This is a genomic window from Actinacidiphila sp. bgisy160 (assembly GCF_057707815.1).
The window spans coordinates 23,832-40,664 of sequence record NZ_JBYIQW010000046.1; the positions used below are offsets into that span (position 1 = coordinate 23,832).

Consider the following 16,833-nt stretch of genomic DNA (forward strand, 5'->3'; position numbering starts at 1 on the left):
CGGTGACTTAGTGAACGGTTGCGTTCACTGTGTACGACACTAGGCTGATGGTGGTAGTGAACGCAAGCGTTCACTAGAGAGTGAATGAGAAGGTGGCATGGTCATGTCGCAGGGAGCGGGGACCCGTCGTCGCGGGCCCGTTCTGGAGCGGGCGATCCTCGGAGCCGCCCTGGAGCAGCTGAGCACGGTGGGCTGGCGAGGGCTGACCATGGAGGGCGTCGCGGCCGGCGCCCAGACCGGCAAGGCGGCCGTCTACCGCCGCTGGCCGTCCAAGCAGGCGCTCGTCGCCGACGCCCTGCAGACGGCCTTCCCCGAGGTCCCCGACGTCCCGGACCTGGGCGGTCTGCGGGAGGATCTGGTCTTCCTCGTACTACGGATGCGCGAGGCGATGTACTCGCGCGGCGGGCTCGCCCTGCGTTCGGTGATCGACGAGTGCGACCAGGAAGCGGCCCACTGCTTCGTGCGGCTGATCTTGGAAGGGGTTGTTGAACCCACCAAGAACCGCATCCTGGACGTGGTCCGGCGCGGCATCGAGCGGGGCGAGGTGCGGCCCGACGCCACCGGGGACATCGTCGCCGACGTCGTGCCCGCGCTGATGATGTACCGGTCGAAGATCGGTGGACGGGAGATCACCGAGGAGGATCTGATCGAGGTCGTCGACCAGGTGATGCTGCCCTTGCTGCGCCCCTGATCCGGTCGCCGGGCCGGTCGCCCCCCGGCCCGCGTCCCACCCTGGCCGACCTGCTCTCGGGCGGCCCAACGCGGGAGCGTAGGCTAAGCCTTGCCATGGTCCACGAACCCCCCACCCACACTGTCGAACGCTCGCTGCGCGCGACCCTCGGCGCCAAGGTCATCGCGGGCGTCGACGAGGTCGGACGGGGTGCCTGGGCCGGACCTGTCACGGTGTGCGCGGCCGTCACCGGCCTTCGGCGGCCCCCCGATGGCCTCACCGACTCCAAGCTGATCACCGTCAAGCGCCGTACCGAACTCGCCGGTGTGCTCACCGGATGGGTGAACTCCTTCGCGCTCGGCCACTCCTCCCCGGAGGAGATCGACGGGCTGGGGATGACCGCCGCGCTGCGGCTCGCCGCCACGCGCGCCCTGGACGCCCTGCCCGTGCGGCCGGACGCGGTGATACTCGACGGAAAGCACGACTACCTGGGGGGCCCCTGGCGGGTGCGCACGGTGATCAAGGGCGACCGTTCGTGCGTGGCCGTGGCGGCCGCATCCGTGATCGCCAAGGTGCGGCGGGACGCGATGATGGCGGAACTGGGCGTGGACTATGCTCCGTTCGGTTTCGAGGACAATGCCGGGTACCCTTCGCCGGTGCACCGGGCGGCGCTGGAGGAGCTGGGGCCCACCCCCCTTCACCGGCTGTCCTGGGCATATCTCGATACGCTGCCGCGTTGGCAACACCTGAAGAAGGTCCGGGAGACCGTGGAGGCGGGCGAGTCGGGTGAGCAACTCGGGTTCGACTTCGGAGCCGAGTTGTGACCTGAGCCGATTTGTGACCTACCCGCCGCTGCGTTGTTCCGGTGCATTTGATAGACATCAGCACATGCCTCTCACCCCCGAGGAGCCTCAGATTCACGAGAGTGTCCCAGGTCCCCGCGTAGCCCCGGCCTCCGGCCGGCCCGCGTCGACCCCCCGTCCCGTACCGGGCCCCGGCCCCCGTCCCGCGCCTCCGCGTGGTGCTCCGGCGGTGAACGCCCGGCCTGGCCGTCCTGGTCCGACCCGCGGGTCCGTCGTACCCCCGCAGCAGCGATCGCCGCGGGAGTCCGAGGCCGTGGCCTCCGGCTCCGCCGGCCCGTCCGCGCAGATCCAGCTCATCCCCGCCTCGGTGGAGGGCGCCCTCGACGCCGCCGACGAGACCGTCGACCTGCTGCTGGACAGCGGGCGCGCTCCGGGTGAGGTCCTGGTGCTCACCACCGGCGAGCAGCACCCCTGGGCGGCCCACGAGTTGAGCTTCGGCGAGGCGTCCTACTGGGCGCAGCACGACGCCGGCGACGACGTGTTCTACGCCGCGCACGACGCCGACCGCGCCAAGGGCCGGCCCGTCGTGGTCGTGGCCGTCAACGGCGGCTCCGACGAGACCGTGGCGGATGTCCTGCCCTCCGCGATGGCGAGGGCCGGAACGCTGCTGGTCGTCTGCGGAGACCCGCAGCGGATCAACGCGCTGCTCGGCGTCAACGCCTGATCAGCGCGCCGCCGCGCGGCGCAGGGGCGGCGTCCCGCTGGGACGCAGGCTCGCTGCGCCGCGGCTCGTGGCCGACCACGAGGCGGCGTTCGGGGTCCGTCCGGCACGTTCCTCGCCCTGCACCCGCCAGCCGTCGTCGGTCATGGTGATGTACGAACCGGGGCGTAGGCCGTACAGCGAGCAGGCGTCCCGCAGTCCCCACATCCAGGCACCGTCCACCTCGGTCCACCCCGCTCCGCCGTCACGGCAGACGAGCAGCACCGCGGTGCGCACCGGCCTGCGCCGCCGCAGGTCGTCCGCGGTGATCCGACGCAGGTGGACGAGGATCGCGTTGCGGCGCTCCCAGCCGTCGGTGACGTGGGGGCGCTGCGCGAAGGACGCGCTGGCCGTCAGCCGTTCGTCGGGGGAGTAGACCGCGACCACGGCGGTGCCCGGTGCCGGGAGGTGGCGCGTGTGGAGGTCCGTGACCACTTCGCGCGGGTTGATCAGCAGGGGGATGCCCGCGGCGGTCCATTCGGCAGGCTCGAGGTTGCGATGGCGTGCGGCACGGCGGGAGGAATTCACGGAAGCGGTTTCCGGAGCGAAGCCGATGGCCACGGTCCTCCCTTCGGGTATGCGTCCGCGACCGGGCGTGCGTGGGCATGCCGGTCGGGGGGCTCCAAGAGCCGATGCGGGGATCCAGAGTCAATTGTTCCTGTCGCACACCCAGGCGGCAACGGTCATTTTGTCGACCTGTCTGTTATCTGACCCTCCGCCGCATAGATCCCGTCTCTGTCTCACATGGTGACTACCGGTCAGCCCTGCAGGGCCAGGACCAGCGGAAACACCGCGGTAACACCGGAACGGCGCAAGAGCCGCGCTGCGACGGCCACGGTCCACCCCGTCTCGGTGAAGTCGTCGACCAGCAGGACCGGTCCCGCGGCCGAGCCGAGCGCCTCGCTGAGGGCGGGCGGAACGGTGAACGCACCGTGCAGCGCCCGCAGTCGCTGTGCGCTGTTGCTGCGCGGCACCCGCGAGGGCTCCAGGTCACCGCTGTGCGCGACCTCCCCGAGCAGGGGCATGCGGCCGATCTCGGCGATCCGCGCGCCCAGTGACGCGATGAGCTGCGGCCGGGTGTGCGAGGCGATGGTGACGACGCCGACCGGTCGCTGCGGGGCGTCGGGCTCGCCGCTCGCCCAGCCGCCGGGGCCCTTCGCCCAGTCGGCCAGCACCTGCACCACGGCCTGCGACACGTCCTCCGGGACGGGGCCGTCCGTGGCGTTCTCGGCGAACAGGGGGCGGAGCCGGTTGCCCCAGCCGATGTCGGAGAGCCGTCCGAGGGCCCGACCGGTCGCGGCCTGCTCACCCGGCGGGATCTTCCCCCTCAGGTCGATGCCGATCGCGGGCAGACCCGTCGGCCACATCCGGCGGGGCTCGACCTCGACCCCGGGGCGCCCGAGCGCGGCCCGCGCCGCCTCCAGGGCCTCGCGGGAGACCTCCGCGGTGAACCGGGGCCCGGCGCAGTTGTCGCAGCGGCCGCAGGGGGCGGCCTCCTCGTCGTCGAGCTGACGGCGCAGGTACTCCATGCGGCACAGCGAAGTCGTGGCGTACTCGCGCATCGCCTGCTGTTCGGCCTTGCGCTGCCGGTCGACCCACGCGTACCGCTCGGTGTCGTACGCCCAGGGCCGGCCCGTGGCTGTCCAGCCGCCGCGCACCCTGTGCACGGCGCCGTCCACGTCGAGCACCTTGAGCATGGTCTCCAGCCGGTTGCGGCGCAGGTCCACCCGGGTCTCGAGCGCGGGGACCGACATCGGGCCGTCGGAGGCGGCCAGAGTCTCCAGGGTGTGCCGCACCTGTTCCTCACGGGGGAAGGCGAGCGAGGCGAAGTAGCGCCAGATCGCCTCGTCCTCGGGCCCGGGGAGCAGCAGCACCTCCGCGTGGTCGACACCGCGGCCGGCGCGGCCGACCTGCTGGTAGTAGGCGATGGGCGAGGAGGGCGAGCCCAGGTGCACCACGAAGCCCAGGTCCGGCTTGTCGAATCCCATGCCGAGCGCCGACGTGGCGATCAGCGCCTTGACCTCGTTGTTCAGCAGCGCGGCTTCGGCGGCCCGGCGGTCGGCGTCCTCCGTGCGCCCGGAGTAGGCGGCGACCCGGTGCCCGCGCTGCCGGAGGAAGGCGGTGACCTCCTCCGCGGCCGCCACCGTCAGGGTGTAGACGATGCCCGAGCCCGGGAGGTCGCCGATGTGGTCGGCGAGCCAGGCGAGCCGGTGGGCGGCGTCGGGCATGCGCAGTACCCCGAGCGACAGGCTCTGGCGGTCCAGCGGTCCGCGCAGCACGAGGGCTCCCTCGTGGTCACCGGTCCCCAACTGCTCGGCCACGTCGGCCGTCACGCGCGCGTTGGCGGTGGCCGTCGTGGCCAGCACCGGGACGCCCGGGGTGAGATCGGCGAGCATCGTCCGCAACCGGCGGTAGTCGGGCCGGAAGTCATGGCCCCAGTCGGAGATGCAGTGGGCCTCGTCGACCACGAGCAGACCGGTCGTGGACACCAGCTTGGGCAGCACCTGGTCACGGAAGTCGGGGTTGTTGAGCCGCTCCGGACTCACCAGGAGGACGTCGACCTCCCCCGAGGCGACCTCGGCCTGCACCGTGTCCCACTCCTCGGGGTTGGCCGAGTTGATCGTGCGGGCGCGGATGCCGGCGCGGTCGGCGGCCTCGATCTGGTTCCGCATCAGCGCCAGCAGCGGGGAGACGATCACCGTGGGACCGCTGCCCCGCTCGCGGAGCAGCGCGGTGGCCACGAAGTAGACGGCCGACTTGCCCCATCCCGTGCGCTGCACCACCAGGGCCCGGCGGCCGTGCGCGACCAGCGCCTCGACGGCACGCCACTGGTCCTCGCGCAGGCGTGCGGTGCCCGTCGGGTCCCCGACGAGCCGGCTGAGGATGGTGTCGGCGGCGGTGCGCAGTGCGGTGGTCATGCCCCCATGCAACCCGATGGCACCGACACCGCGCCAACCGCACGCAGGCGGCCTGTGGACAACCCGCCCCGGATCATTGTGATGATATGCGCAAGTTATCCACAGGTTTTGGAGGGGGCTGGCGGAGATCCACGGCGTACGGGACCTTCGGATCATGACTCAGCACACCGAATCCCCCCGCCCCTCGGACGACCCGAAGGTCACCCTGCGCAGCCCGGCCGACCTCGCCGCCGCACTCCCGTACCTGTGCGGATTCCACCCCGACGACAGCATTCTGTTGATCGCCCTGCACGGCGAGCGCGGCCGCTTCGGCGGCCGGGCCCGGCTCGGCATCCCACGGGACGCCGCCGAGTGGCCCGGCGCCGCCCAGCAGTTGGCGGAGTGCCTGGTGAACGGCAGCGAGCAACGCGGCGGACGGCCGGACGCGATCGTGCTCTTCCTGGTTCAGGAACCCGCTCCCGGCGAGACCCCCCACCAGCTCATGGAACGGCTGCGCCCGCTGGCGCAGCGGCTGCGGATCGCCTGCGGCACGCTCGACGTCCCCGTCGTCGAGGCGCTGTGCGTCTGCGCCGGCCGCTGGTGGTCCTACTGCTGCCCGGACCCGGAGCGGTTCCCGCGCGAAGGCATCGGGATCACAAAGTCCGGCGATTCCGTGATGGCCGCGGCGGCCGCCTACGCGGGCCTGCGGATCAGCGGCTCCCTCAAGGAGATTGAGGAGCGCCTCACCCCGCCCCCGCCGGGCGCACCGGCGTCCGCGGCCCGCGCGGACGCGCTGGACGCGGCGGCCGCCGCCCTCGTCCCCCGCATGCTGGAGCGGGACGACTCCGCAGAGGTGCGGCGCACCACCCTGCGCCTGTTGCGGGCGGCGCTCGAGCGCTTCCGGGCCGCCACCCCGGTGGGGGACGGAGTGGCGGCCGACCGCGACGACGACGCGCTGCTGGACGACGACGAGGCCGCCACGATGATCCTCGGCCTGCAGGACCGCACCACCCGCGACGAGGCCGCGGAGTGGATGGACCCGCCCCACACCGACCCGGCGGTGCGCCTGTGGCGGGCGCTCGCCCGGCGCTGCGTCGAGCCGTACCACGAGCACGCCGCCGCGCCCCTGACCCTCGCCGGCTGGGTGGCCTGGTCCGCCGGGGACGAGGCGGCGGCGCGCGTGGCCTTCGGCCGCGCCCTGCACCTCGCCCCCGACTACACCTTCGCCCGGCTGCTCCACGCCGCCGTCAACAACGGCCTCTCGCCGGAACCGCTGCGCCGCTACCTGCGCCAGCAGAGCATCGGACGTGCCCGCCGGGCCGCGCTCCTCACAGCTCGCCGCGGGCCAGCCGGATCAGCCGGTCGAGGACCCGGCCGCCGCTCACCCGGAGCCCGTCGTGCTCGTACTCGTCGGTGACCCAGGTGCGCAGGCCGCGGACCGAGCGCGCGGTGGTGAGCGATTCGGCGGTGTCCACGTACATGTCGTCGTGGTAGACGGCCGCGGCCACCGGCACCTCGTTCCGCCCCAGCTGAGCCGGGTCGTACAGGTCGGGCCACTCCTCGTGCTGCGCCAGGTGGTGCGCCGTCTCGCGCAGCGGTGCCAGCGCGGGGTCCGTGGCGAACATCCAGGGGTAGATCATCTCGCCGGTCAGCAGCACCGGCGCGTCGTCCGCCAGCGGCTTGTCGACGTCGAACTGGGGGAACTCGCCCCGAACCGAGTCGGCGGCCCAGCCGGTGGCCCGCGGCGAGACCGAACGCTGGCCGTAGATCGACTCGTGCAGCACCGCGTAGAGCGGATTGGCCGCGAACGACAGATGACCCTGGACCTCGGCGAGGAAGAAGTCGGAGAGCTGGAGGCCGGATCCCCCGGCCACGAAGGCGTCCTCGAGCAGGTAGTGCAGCGTGTGCGAGCCGGTGCCCGTGCCCAGCAGCATCCCGGTGGTCTGGAAGGCCTCCGCGGTCAGCAGGCCGCCGCCCGGCAGCCTGACCTCGCGCTCGCGCAGGTGCCGCACGATCGCCCGGACCGTCTCGACGTCCTCCGGGTAACGCGCGTAGTGCGCCGCGGTCTTCCGCTCCACGCGGGGGTAGGCGGCCCGGTAGACGTCCTCGGCTGTGCTGCGCAGACCGGCGAGGCCGCCGGTCACGAAGGCCTCGCGGACGCCCTCGGGGGCGAAGGACAGGTAGGTGAGCGCGCAGAAGCCGCCGTAGCTCTGGCCCAGCAGGCTCCACTGGCCGTCCTCGCCGAGCAGTTCGCGGCGGATCAGCTCGCAGTCGCGGACGATCGAGTCCGCCCGGAAGTGCTCCAGATAGCGGGCCTGGGCCGAGGCGTCCCCGCGCAGCGGCAGGGTCTGCCGGTTCGCCGGGGTGGAGCGGCCGGTGCCCCGCTGGTCGAGCAGCAGCACCCGGTAGTCGTCCAGCGCCCGGGTGAGCCAGCCGTCGCGGCCCAGCGGCCGCGGCGACCGGCCGCCCGGCCCGCCCTGCAGGAACAGCAGCCAGGGCAGCGAATCTCGCTCCTTCCCGGTGGCCACGACCTCCCGTGCGTACACCTCGATCCGCTCGCCGCCCGGGTCCGCGTGGTCGAGCGGCACCTGGAAGGTGTGGTCGGTGATGACGGTTCCCGGCTGGCGGTAGACGGCCATGGCTCTCTTTCCGGTGATACGGACGGCTTCCCGATCAGGAACGGTAGACGGCGCGTGACCCGAGTGCCCACACGGCCGTTCTCGTGGGTAGTGGCGGCAGCGCCCGAGCGATCGAACCGACGAGGAGGTGGCATGAGCCCGCAGCCGGTCAACCGGCCGCCCCGGCAGGACCGGGGGCCGCAGCCGGTGCACGACGCCGTGATGTGCGTCGCGGCCCCGGCCCTCGCGGTCTCGCCGGAGCACGGACAGCTCGACGGAAGCGGCCTGGGCGGCTTCTACCAGGGCGGCCGCCGGGTACTGGCCCGCTGCGAGCTGCGCGTCGCGGGGGTGCCACCGCTCCCCGTGCAGGGCGGGCTGGTCACGGCGGGGCGGGCGCGGTTCACCTCCGTCGCCCGCGTGCCCGGCGACACGGCACCGGACCCCGCTCTCACCGTCGAGCGGCTCCGCACGGCCGGGGGCACCGAGCGCATCACGATCCACAACACCGGTTCCCGCGCCCTGCGCATCCCCTTCGAAGTGGCCCTGGCGACCGACCTCGCGGAGCTGGCGGCGATCGCGGCCGGATCCTCCGGGCCGGAGCTGCAGCCCAGTGTCTGCGACGCGGGACTGCTGTGGTCGGCCGAGGGTCTGCGGGCCCGGGTCACCGCCGTGCCGGCGCCCGAGAGTGCCCTGGCCTCCGCGGGGTTGCTGTGCTGGGAGCTGGCGCTGCCCGCCGGGGCGTCCCGCACGATCGAGCTGCGCGCGACGCTGGAGCCCGCCGTGGCCGGCGTGAACGGTGGATCCGCCCCGGCGGTCCCCGTGCCCTGGTCCGCCCCGGAGGTCCGGGGCGGTGACGGCCGGGCGGAGACGCTGCTGCGGGCCGCCCTCGACGACCTAAGGGCGCTGCTGCTGCGCGACCCGGGGCACCCCCTGGACGTCCATGTGGCGGCGGGCGCGCCATGGCGGCTCGGTCCCGCCCCGGCCGACGCCCTGTGGGCGGCCCGGATGCTGCTGCCGCTCGGCACCCGCCTGGCGGCCGGTACCCTGCGGGCGTTCGCCCGCCGCCAGGACCCGGAGACCGGCGGCCTGCCGGGCCCGCTGCGCCATGCCGGCCCGCTTCTGCCGCCCACCTGCTCCGGGGTGGAGGCGGGGCTCCTCTTCGTCACCCTGCTCGCCGAGGCACGCCGGTGGGGACTTCCGGAGCGGGACACCGAACAGTTGCTGCCGGCCGCCGAGCGCAGTCTGCGGTGGCTGCGGTCGGTGGCGGCCGAGAGCGGGTACGTTCCCGACCCCGTGCCGGGCGGCCCCCTGCGCTGCGACGTGCAGGCACACGCCCACCGGGCCATGCTGCTTGGCGCCGATCTGCTCCAGGCCCTTGGACGCCCGGGTCCGGAGGAGTGGCGGGAGCGGGCCGAGGCGCTGCGCCGCAGGTTCCGCGAGGACTTCTGGCTGGACGACCCCACCGGCGGGAGCCCGGCCGCCGCGCTCACCCCCGACGGCAGACCCGTGCCCCACCTGGGCTCGGCCGCCGCCCATCTGCTCGACACCGGCCTGCTGGGCGGCTGCGAGCTCGCTCCCGGCCTGCTGGACAAGGCGCAGACGGAGCAGCTCGCTCGCCTTCTCGCGGCTCCGGAACTCGACTCGGGATGGGGACTGCGCACCCTGTCCGCCAGGGCCCCCGGCTACAACCCCTTCGGACACCGCGGCGGAGCGGTGCGGATCCACGAGACGGCCGTCGCGGTCGCCGGGCTGGCTGCGGCCGGCCATGAAGACCAGGCCGCGGCACTGCTGCTGGGCGTGCTGGACGCGGCCGGTGCGTTCGGCCATCGCCTGCCCGAGATGTACGCGGGGGAACAGCGTGACGACTCCCGGCGGCCCGCCCCGCACCCGACGGCCTCGCGCCCCGCCGCGCTGGCCGCCGCCGGCGCCGTCCACCTGCTGATGGCCCTCGCCGGGATCCGCCCCGACGCTCCCGAACGCATGGTGGCCGTGCGTCCCCTGGCCGCCGCCCCGCTCGGGGATCTCGGCCTCGCCGGGCTGCGGGTGGCCGAGGAGCCCTTCGCGCTGCGGATCGGCGCGTCCGGTACGGCCGTGATCGAGGAGGCGGCTCCCGGACTCCAGGTCGGTGCCTGAATCCGCCGGGCGGCAGCGGGCGCCGGGCCACCGCCGCGACGTCGAACAACAGGCCGAACGCGAGGCGCGTCATCCCGCCAACCTGCTGTTTATCGTCAGGCAGACGACTATGATCGCGGGCATGGCGCCCTACGACCCGTCAGCTTTCCCGCCCTTCGCCGTCACTGTCGATCTCGTCGTGCTCACAGTGCGCAGCCACGCCCTGTGCGCCCTCGCGGTCCGCCGCGGCGAACCGCCCTACCAGGGCCGGTGGGCGCTGCCCGGCGGCTTCGTACGCGGCGACGAGGACCTGGCCGGGGCGGCCGCCCGCGAACTGGAGGAGGAGACCGGACTGCGCGCGGGCAGCGGCGTCCACCTCGAGCAGCTGGCCACCTACGGCGACCCCAAGCGCGACCCGCGCATGCGCGTGGTGAGCGTCGCCCACCTCGTGCTCGCCCCGGACCTGCCCGCGCCCCGTGCCGGGGGCGACGCGCGAAGCGCCCGCTGGGCCCCGGTCGAGGAGCTGCTGCGCAACGGCGAGGAGGGCACCCTCGCCTTCGACCACGCGCGCATCCTGGCCGACGGCGTGGAGCGCGCCCGCTCCAAGCTCGAGTACTCGGCGCTGGCCACCGCCTTCTGTCCGCCCGAGTTCACCGTCGGCGAGCTGCGCCGCGTCTACGAGGCGGTGTGGGGCGTCGCCCTCGACCCTCGCAACTTCCATCGCAAGGTGACGGGGACGGTCGGCTTCCTCGTCCCCGCCGGTGGCACGACGACCCGTCAGGGCGGCCGTCCCGCACAGCTGTTCCGCGCGGGTGGAGCAACCATTCTCAATCCGCCCATGTTGCGACCAGAGGTGTAAATTCCGGGCCATTTGCGCGTTATGGTGCAATGGTGATCCAGGCCATCGGACTGACCAGCGCGTCCCGGGGCGAAGAGCCCCCTGCCGTCGACGACCTCACCTTCGACGCCCACCCCGGCGAGATCACCGTCCTGCTCGGCGACAGCGGCGCCGGCAAGTCCACCGTCCTGCGGCTGATGCTCGAACTCGAACCGGGCCGCGGCGTCACGCTGTTCGGCGGGCGCCCCCTGCACCGCCACACCCATCCGGCCAACGCGGTGGGAGTGCTCCTCGGTGACGTGGCCGGCCACCCCGCCCGGACCGCACGTGGCCACCTGCGCATGCTCGCAGCCGCGGCGGGGGCCCCGGCCGAACGCGCCGACCACGTCCTGGAGATCGTGGGCCTGCGCGAGACGGCCGGACGCCGCCTGTCGACCTTCTCCCTCGGTATGGACCGCCGCCTGGGCGTGGCTGCGGCGCTCCTCGGGGACCCGCCCGCGCTGGTCCTGGACGACCCGGCCCAGGGGCTTTCCCCGCGCGACAGCGCCTGGTTGTACGGCCTGCTCAAGGCGTACGCGGCGCGCGGCGGCGCCGTCGTGGTCACCTGCGCCGACCCCAAGGCGGCGGGCAGGCTCGGCGATCGCGTCGTCACCCTCGACAAGGGCCGGCTCGTCGCCGACCAGTCCGCCCACGAGTTCTGCCGCCGCCGGCTGCGCCCGTACGTGGCCGTCCAGTCACCCCAGGCCGAACGCCTGGGCCTGCTGCTGACCGGCGACGGGACCGAGATCACCCACGAGAGCGGCAGCCGCATCCGTGTACACGGCGCGACCACCGCCCAGGTCGGCGAAACCGCCTTCCGGAACGGCATCCTCCTGCACCGTCTCGCGGACGAGGTGGCCGACACCGGTGTGCCGGAGGCCCCGGACGGCGACCGAGACCGGCCTGCGGTGCCCCTGGCGGCCGCGCGCGCCGCTGTGCCACCCGCCGGTCCGGCCCGGCCCGTCCGCTACGAACTGCGCCGCCTGACCGGCGTCCGCGGCCCCTGGCTCGTCACGCTCGTCTCCGTCCTGGTCTCGGGTCTGGCCACCCTGGCCCTGCTGCGGACCGGCCATCACACCTTCTCGCTGCGTCTGCTGACCGGCTGGCCGCACTCGCTGCCCCTGCCGCCCGTCGCGTTGGGCGCCGGCCTCATCGGCGCCCTCGCCTACGGCCAGGAGTTCCGCTATCCCGCGCTGGCCCCCGCGCACGCACCCGTGCCGCGACAACTGCGCCTGCTGCTCGCCAAGCTCGTCGTCAACGGTTCGACGGCGGTACTGATCGCCCTCCTGGGAACGACGCTCGGCCTCGTCGCGATGCGCCTCGAACACGGACCGGGCGCACTGCCCTCGACGTTCGTGCTGGCCTCGACCGCGGCCCCCGCGGTCGCCCTCTCGCTCGTCTGCTGCTGGGCCGGGGTGCTGGCCGCCGGGGTGTTCCGCACCACGGCGCTCGGGCTGGCCGGTGTCCTGGCGGTTCCGTTGCTGGTGGCCCCGCTGATGAGGCGGGCGGCGTCCGCCCCGGCGATCGACATGACCCGTCTGGCGACCCAACCGGTCCGGTATTCCTTCGTTTTGTCGCTCCTCGCTCTCTCGTGTGCCTATGTGGCAACGGTCTTGCGTCGGAGAAACCCCATTTCCTTCCGATAAAGCGTCAATTATCAGGTGATGAGTGCTCACCCTTTCGTGTGCTTTTCAGGAAAGCCCTCAAGGCATCCCGCGCCATCGCCGACAAATGATGCGTGAGTACCCTTGCGCACACCATGATGACCGCGGCCCGCCCCGCCGACCCGAGTCTCGGCGGCGGGGACATCGACCGCTATCCGTACGCCGACGCCCCCGCCGGCCTCGACCGCCCGGGCGGCACACCCTCCTGGGACGGCGGCGACGCCGACATGGGCCGGGTCGGCCGCCGCCCCGCCGGGAGCCGTGGCCGCGGGCTGCACGGCCAACTCGTCCAGCAACTCGGCCAGATGATCGTCTCCGGCGATCTCGGGGCCGACCGCCCGCTCGTCCCCGAGGAGATCGGCCAGCGTTTCGAGGTCTCCCGTACCGTCGTCCGCGAGTCGCTGCGGGTACTGGAGGCCAAGGGCCTCGTCAGCGCCCGGCCCAACGTCGGCACCCGGGTCCGCCCGGTCAGTGACTGGAACCTGCTCGACCCCGACATCATCGAATGGCGGGCCTTCGGCCCGCAGCGCGACGACCAGCGTCGCGAGCTGTTCGAACTGCGCTGGACGATCGAGCCCCTGGCCGCCCGCCTCGCGGCGGGTCACGGCCGCGAGGACGTCCAGCAGCGCCTCGTCGACATGACCGACATCATGGCCCACGCCGTGGGGCAGGGTGACGGCCTCACCTTCTCCCGGGCGGACGCCGAGTTCCATGCCCTGCTGCTGCAGGTCGCGGGCAACCGGATGCTGGAACACCTGTCCGGCATCGTCTCCGCCGCCCTGCAGGTCTCCGGCGGCCCCGTCACCGGCTGCGAGCGCCCCGGCGAGCACTCGGTGGCCCTGCACACGCGGGTCGTCGAGGCGCTGGCCGCCTCCGACGGTGCCGAGGCGGAGACCGCCATGCGCCAGCTGCTCGCCGTCCACCCCGACACGGGTCCCGGCGGCGCGGCGGACCATGTCGTCCCGGCCCCCCGCGAGCACTGAGCGTTCCCGCGCAGCACGAGACGGCACCGACTTCCGCCGCCGGCCCACGGCCTCCGGGCCCGGCGGCGGAGCCGTCCGCCATGGTTGACGCACGTATTCAACCGGGCATGGTGCCGGCGTGCACGGGGAGTGTCCCGCTATCGACGGTTTGGCGCCGATGCGGGGTGTGACTCGAACCACGTACGGCGGGGCGTAACGCTCTGGGCGGCAGCGCGATGAGCTTAGAGGTGGCGGCCGCGCGAGGAATATCCGCGACGAACATGACGCTGAGTTGCCGAGCGGTTCCCACCCTAGTCGTTTTCCATCGTTCCGAGAGGTTGTTCGTGTCGGCCAGCACATCCCGTACGCTCCCGCCGGAGATCGCCGAGTCCGAGTCTCTGATGGCGCTCATCGAGCGGGGTAAGGCTCAGGGTCAGATCGCCGGCGACGACGTGCGCCGAGCCTTCGAAGCGGACCAGATCCCGGCAACCCAGTGGAAGAACGTTCTGCGCAGCCTCAACCAGGTCCTCGACGAGGAGGGTGTGACGCTGATGGTGAGTGCCGCCGAGGCGCCCAAGCGCACCCGTAAGAGCGTCGCAGCCAAGAGCCCGGCGAAGCGTACTGCCACCAAGACCGTCGCCACCAAGGCCGCCCCGGTCAAGAAGTCCGTCGCAGCCAAGGCCGCCGCGGCCCCCGCCCCCAGTGGGGCGGCGGAGCCCGTGGGGGAGCCGGAGGACGAGGCCGTGGCACCCGCGAAGAAGGCCGTCGCCAAGAAGACTGCGGCGAAGAAGACCACCGCAACCGCCAAGAAGACCGCCGCGAAGAAGACCACCGCCACCAAGGCCAAGAAGGACGACGAACTCGGCGAGGGCGAGGAGCTCCTCGAGGACGTGGCCCCCGGCAAGGACGAGGACGTCCCCGCCGAGGCCGAGGCGGAGAGCTTCGTCCTGTCCGACGAGGACGAGGACGACGCGCCCGCCCAGCAGGTCGCCGCGGCCGGCGCCACCGCCGACCCGGTGAAGGACTACCTCAAGCAGATCGGCAAGGTCCCGCTGCTCAACGCCGAGCAGGAGGTGGAGCTCGCCAAGCGCATCGAGGCCGGTCTGTTCGCCGAGGACAAGCTGGCCCAGGCCGACAAGCTCGCCCCCAAGCTCAAGCGCGAGCTGGAGATCATCGCCGAGGACGGCCGCTGGGCCAAGAACCACCTCCTGGAGGCCAACCTCCGTCTGGTGGTCTCGCTGGCCAAGCGCTACACCGGCCGCGGCATGCTGTTCCTGGACCTGATCCAGGAGGGCAACCTCGGTCTGATCCGTGCCGTCGAGAAGTTCGACTACACCAAGGGCTTCAAGTTCTCGACGTACGCGACCTGGTGGATCCGCCAGGCGATCACCCGTGCGATGGCCGATCAGGCCCGCACCATCCGCATCCCGGTGCACATGGTCGAGGTCATCAACAAGCTGGCCCGCGTCCAGCGCCAGATGCTCCAGGACCTGGGCCGCGAGCCCACCCCGGAGGAGCTGGCCAAGGAACTCGACATGACTCCCGAGAAGGTCATCGAGGTCCAGAAGTACGGCCGCGAGCCCATCTCGCTGCACACCCCGCTCGGTGAGGACGGCGACAGCGAGTTCGGTGACCTCATCGAGGACTCCGAGGCGGTCGTGCCGGCCGACGCGGTCAGCTTCACGCTGCTGCAGGAGCAGTTGCATTCGGTGCTCGACACGCTCAGTGAGCGCGAGGCGGGCGTGGTCTCCATGCGCTTCGGCCTCACCGACGGTCAGCCGAAGACGCTGGACGAGATCGGCAAGGTGTACGGGGTCACCCGTGAGCGCATCCGCCAGATCGAGTCCAAGACCATGTCCAAGCTGCGTCATCCCTCGCGTTCCCAGGTTCTCCGCGACTACCTGGACTGATCCCGCAGAACGCCCAGATGGGCCCGCGACCGCCACGGCGGTCGCGGGCCCATCGGCCTTTCCGGACAGTTCTCCGGATGCGACCCCCGCCCTGTCAGGTCACTGTGGGTGCTCAGGGCATTCCGGATGGTGAGGAGAATGCATGCGTTCCTCGATCCGCACGCTGATCGGCGGGCTCATAGCCGGGTCCGCGCTCGCGCTGTCGCTACCGGCTTCCGCCACCGCCGCGGTGTTGGCGTACGCTCCGGTGGCCCCGGGCGCCGACAACGGTGTCATAGGCGGCACGCCGGTCACCACGGAGCAGTACCCGTGGGCGGTGGTCCTGTCGAGCCGGTCCCGCTACGGCACGGGCCGCTCGGGGCAGTTCTGCGGCGGAGCGCTCGTCGGGCCGAACACCGTGGTCAGCGCGGCGCACTGCTTCAGCCCGACCGCGCTGGGCGGGGACTGGAACCAGGTGTCCGACCTTCGTGTCATCGCCGGGCGGACGGATCTCGCCGGCTCCGCGGGCAGGGAGGTGGCGGTCCGCCGGGTCTGGGTCAATCCCGCGTACGATCCCACGACCAACAGCGGCGACGTCGCGGTCGTGACGACCGCGGAGCCGTTTCCCGCCGGAAGCACGATACCCATGGCGGCACCCGGGGACCTGGGTTCCTACGAGGCGGGCACGCCGGCGCAGGTCTTCGGCTGGGGGGACACGGCGGGCCTGGGGACCTACTCGAACGTCCTGATGGCGGCGAACGTCTCGGTGCTCGACGACTCGGTCTGTGAGCAGGCGTATCCGGGCAGTGTGGAAGGCAAGTACCAGAAGAACGGCATGGTCTGCGCCGGCGACCTGGCCGGCGGGCACGACTCGTGCCAGGGGGACAGCGGCGGTCCGCTGGTGGCGGGCGGGCGGCTGATAGGGCTGGTGTCCTGGGGCGCGGGATGCGCCCAGGCCGGCCATCCCGGTGTGTACACCCGGGTTTCGGCGGTGGCGGGACTGGTGGGCCAGCACTCTTCATGACGCGGCGGACAAGCCGACGGGCGGCCTCCCTCACGGGAGGCCGCCCGTCGTGAGAGCTCGTCGCAGTGCTATGCGTCAGCGTTCGTCATCGGCCGCGACGGCCGGGGCGGCGGTGAGCCGACCGGTCTCGTCCTGTATTTCCGCAGCGATCTTCTTCAATTCGGGCTCGAACTTACGCCCATGGTGCGCGCAGAAGAGCAGCTCGCCGCCACTGATGAGTACGACGCGCAGGTATGCCTGGGCGCCGCAACGGTCGCAGCGGTCCGCCGCCGTCAGCGGGCTCGCGGGGGTCAGAACAGTAGTCACGTCGCCTCTTCTCTAGCTCGACGAGCTGTCGTACCAGGGTCAACATCCAACCAGGCCGAAACTGTTCCCGCTCAGGTCTTTTCCTTGGAAACTGTTGTTGTTGCGGCCGGATGCTACCGATTGGCGGCGAATGATCCTCTGGCGTCTTATCTGTCGGCTTCGGGTCGTTCTGGCGGATCTGGTCAGATTGTTCGGTTGCGTCCCCCCGGCCCTGCGGCCGGTTGTTGAGGAGGACGTGCCCCGAGCCTAAA

The 16,833-nt window shown here is 72.5% G+C and carries 14 protein-coding genes; 10 read left to right on the forward strand and 4 right to left on the reverse strand.

Annotated features, from left to right (window positions below; all coding sequences use genetic code 11):
• The first annotated feature begins 97 nt into the window (after window positions 1-97).
• From AC3EUJ_RS28280 to AC3EUJ_RS28290, 3 genes are all read left to right on the forward strand, one after another.
• The gene (locus tag AC3EUJ_RS28280; RefSeq protein ID WP_431966196.1) at window positions 98-691 is read left to right on the forward strand and encodes a TetR/AcrR family transcriptional regulator; all 594 of its coding nucleotides are present in this window, start codon (window positions 98-100) and stop codon (window positions 689-691) included.
• A gap of 95 nt (window positions 692-786) precedes the next feature.
• Complete coding sequence (gene rnhB, locus AC3EUJ_RS28285) at window positions 787-1,494, forward strand: ribonuclease HII (protein WP_431966198.1); 708 nt, start codon at window positions 787-789, stop codon at window positions 1,492-1,494.
• Window positions 1,495-1,558: 64 nt separating this feature from the next.
• Entirely contained in the window at window positions 1,559-2,197 is a 639-nt protein-coding gene (locus AC3EUJ_RS28290) for a hypothetical protein (RefSeq protein ID WP_431966200.1), read from the forward strand.
• Here the strand turns inward: AC3EUJ_RS28290 and AC3EUJ_RS28295 are convergent, their stop codons facing one another.
• Window positions 2,198-2,794 carry a hypothetical protein gene (locus tag AC3EUJ_RS28295; protein ID WP_431966201.1) on the reverse strand — a complete coding sequence of 199 codons (597 nt, stop codon included), beginning with the start codon at window positions 2,792-2,794 and terminating at the stop codon, window positions 2,198-2,200.
• Window positions 2,795-2,991: 197 nt separating this feature from the next.
• Window positions 2,992-5,151 (reverse strand): RecQ family ATP-dependent DNA helicase, encoded by a 2,160-nt coding sequence (locus AC3EUJ_RS28300; RefSeq protein WP_431966203.1) that lies wholly within the window; start codon window positions 5,149-5,151, stop codon window positions 2,992-2,994.
• Window positions 5,152-5,305: 154 nt separating this feature from the next.
• Here AC3EUJ_RS28300 and AC3EUJ_RS28305 point away from each other — a divergent pair, with 154 nt between their 5' ends.
• Window positions 5,306-6,547: a DUF4192 domain-containing protein gene (locus AC3EUJ_RS28305; protein WP_431966205.1), complete on the forward strand. Its 1,242-nt coding sequence runs from the start codon at window positions 5,306-5,308 to the stop codon at window positions 6,545-6,547.
• On the opposite strand, the gene AC3EUJ_RS28310 is transcribed toward AC3EUJ_RS28305, so the two are convergent.
• Window positions 6,459-7,769, reverse strand: a complete 1,311-nt coding sequence (locus AC3EUJ_RS28310) for an alpha/beta fold hydrolase (protein ID WP_431966207.1) — start codon at window positions 7,767-7,769, stop codon at window positions 6,459-6,461. The genes AC3EUJ_RS28305 and AC3EUJ_RS28310 overlap by 89 nt on opposite strands.
• Before the next feature lie 132 nt (window positions 7,770-7,901).
• Between AC3EUJ_RS28310 and AC3EUJ_RS28315 the strand changes: the two genes are divergently transcribed.
• From AC3EUJ_RS28315 to AC3EUJ_RS28340, 6 genes are all read left to right on the forward strand, one after another.
• Window positions 7,902-9,881, forward strand: a complete 1,980-nt coding sequence (locus tag AC3EUJ_RS28315; protein ID WP_431966209.1) for a glycogen debranching N-terminal domain-containing protein — start codon at window positions 7,902-7,904, stop codon at window positions 9,879-9,881.
• Window positions 9,882-10,002: 121 nt separating this feature from the next.
• A complete protein-coding gene (locus AC3EUJ_RS28320; protein ID WP_431966211.1) occupies window positions 10,003-10,719 on the forward strand; it encodes an NUDIX hydrolase in 717 nt (238 codons plus the stop codon).
• Window positions 10,720-10,748: 29 nt separating this feature from the next.
• Window positions 10,749-12,383, forward strand: a complete 1,635-nt coding sequence (locus AC3EUJ_RS28325; protein ID WP_431966213.1) for an ATP-binding cassette domain-containing protein — start codon at window positions 10,749-10,751, stop codon at window positions 12,381-12,383.
• A 92-nt stretch (window positions 12,384-12,475) separates the two neighbouring features.
• Window positions 12,476-13,384 (forward strand): FadR/GntR family transcriptional regulator, encoded by a 909-nt coding sequence (locus tag AC3EUJ_RS28330; RefSeq protein WP_431966215.1) that lies wholly within the window; start codon window positions 12,476-12,478, stop codon window positions 13,382-13,384.
• Window positions 13,385-13,701: 317 nt separating this feature from the next.
• Window positions 13,702-15,273, forward strand: coding sequence for an RNA polymerase sigma factor (locus AC3EUJ_RS28335; protein WP_431966217.1), 1,572 nt, complete (start codon window positions 13,702-13,704; stop codon window positions 15,271-15,273).
• A gap of 142 nt (window positions 15,274-15,415) precedes the next feature.
• Entirely contained in the window at window positions 15,416-16,276 is an 861-nt protein-coding gene (locus tag AC3EUJ_RS28340; RefSeq protein ID WP_431966219.1) for a S1 family peptidase, read from the forward strand.
• A gap of 75 nt (window positions 16,277-16,351) precedes the next feature.
• Here AC3EUJ_RS28340 and AC3EUJ_RS28345 read toward each other — a convergent pair whose 3' ends face one another.
• Window positions 16,352-16,582, reverse strand: a complete 231-nt coding sequence (locus AC3EUJ_RS28345; RefSeq protein WP_431966221.1) for a DUF7455 domain-containing protein — start codon at window positions 16,580-16,582, stop codon at window positions 16,352-16,354.
• Window positions 16,583-16,833 lie beyond the last annotated feature (251 nt).

Excerpts from the sequence above, each read along its gene's own strand:
- AC3EUJ_RS28340 (WP_431966219.1), top strand. The coding sequence starts at position 15,416 with ATGCGTTCCTCGATCCGCACGCTGATCGGCGGGCTCATAGCCGGGTCC.
- AC3EUJ_RS28305 (WP_431966205.1), top strand. The coding sequence starts at position 5,306 with ATGACTCAGCACACCGAATCCCCCCGCCCCTCGGACGACCCGAAGGTC.
- AC3EUJ_RS28300 (WP_431966203.1), bottom strand. The coding sequence starts at position 5,151 with ATGACCACCGCACTGCGCACCGCCGCCGACACCATCCTCAGCCGGCTC.
- AC3EUJ_RS28325 (WP_431966213.1), top strand. The coding sequence starts at position 10,749 with ATGGTGATCCAGGCCATCGGACTGACCAGCGCGTCCCGGGGCGAAGAG.
- AC3EUJ_RS28290 (WP_431966200.1), top strand. The coding sequence starts at position 1,559 with ATGCCTCTCACCCCCGAGGAGCCTCAGATTCACGAGAGTGTCCCAGGT.
- rnhB (WP_431966198.1), top strand. The coding sequence starts at position 787 with ATGGTCCACGAACCCCCCACCCACACTGTCGAACGCTCGCTGCGCGCG.
- AC3EUJ_RS28310 (WP_431966207.1), bottom strand. The coding sequence starts at position 7,769 with ATGGCCGTCTACCGCCAGCCGGGAACCGTCATCACCGACCACACCTTC.
- AC3EUJ_RS28280 (WP_431966196.1), top strand. The coding sequence starts at position 98 with ATGGTCATGTCGCAGGGAGCGGGGACCCGTCGTCGCGGGCCCGTTCTG.
- AC3EUJ_RS28315 (WP_431966209.1), top strand. The coding sequence starts at position 7,902 with ATGAGCCCGCAGCCGGTCAACCGGCCGCCCCGGCAGGACCGGGGGCCG.
- AC3EUJ_RS28320 (WP_431966211.1), top strand. The coding sequence starts at position 10,003 with ATGGCGCCCTACGACCCGTCAGCTTTCCCGCCCTTCGCCGTCACTGTC.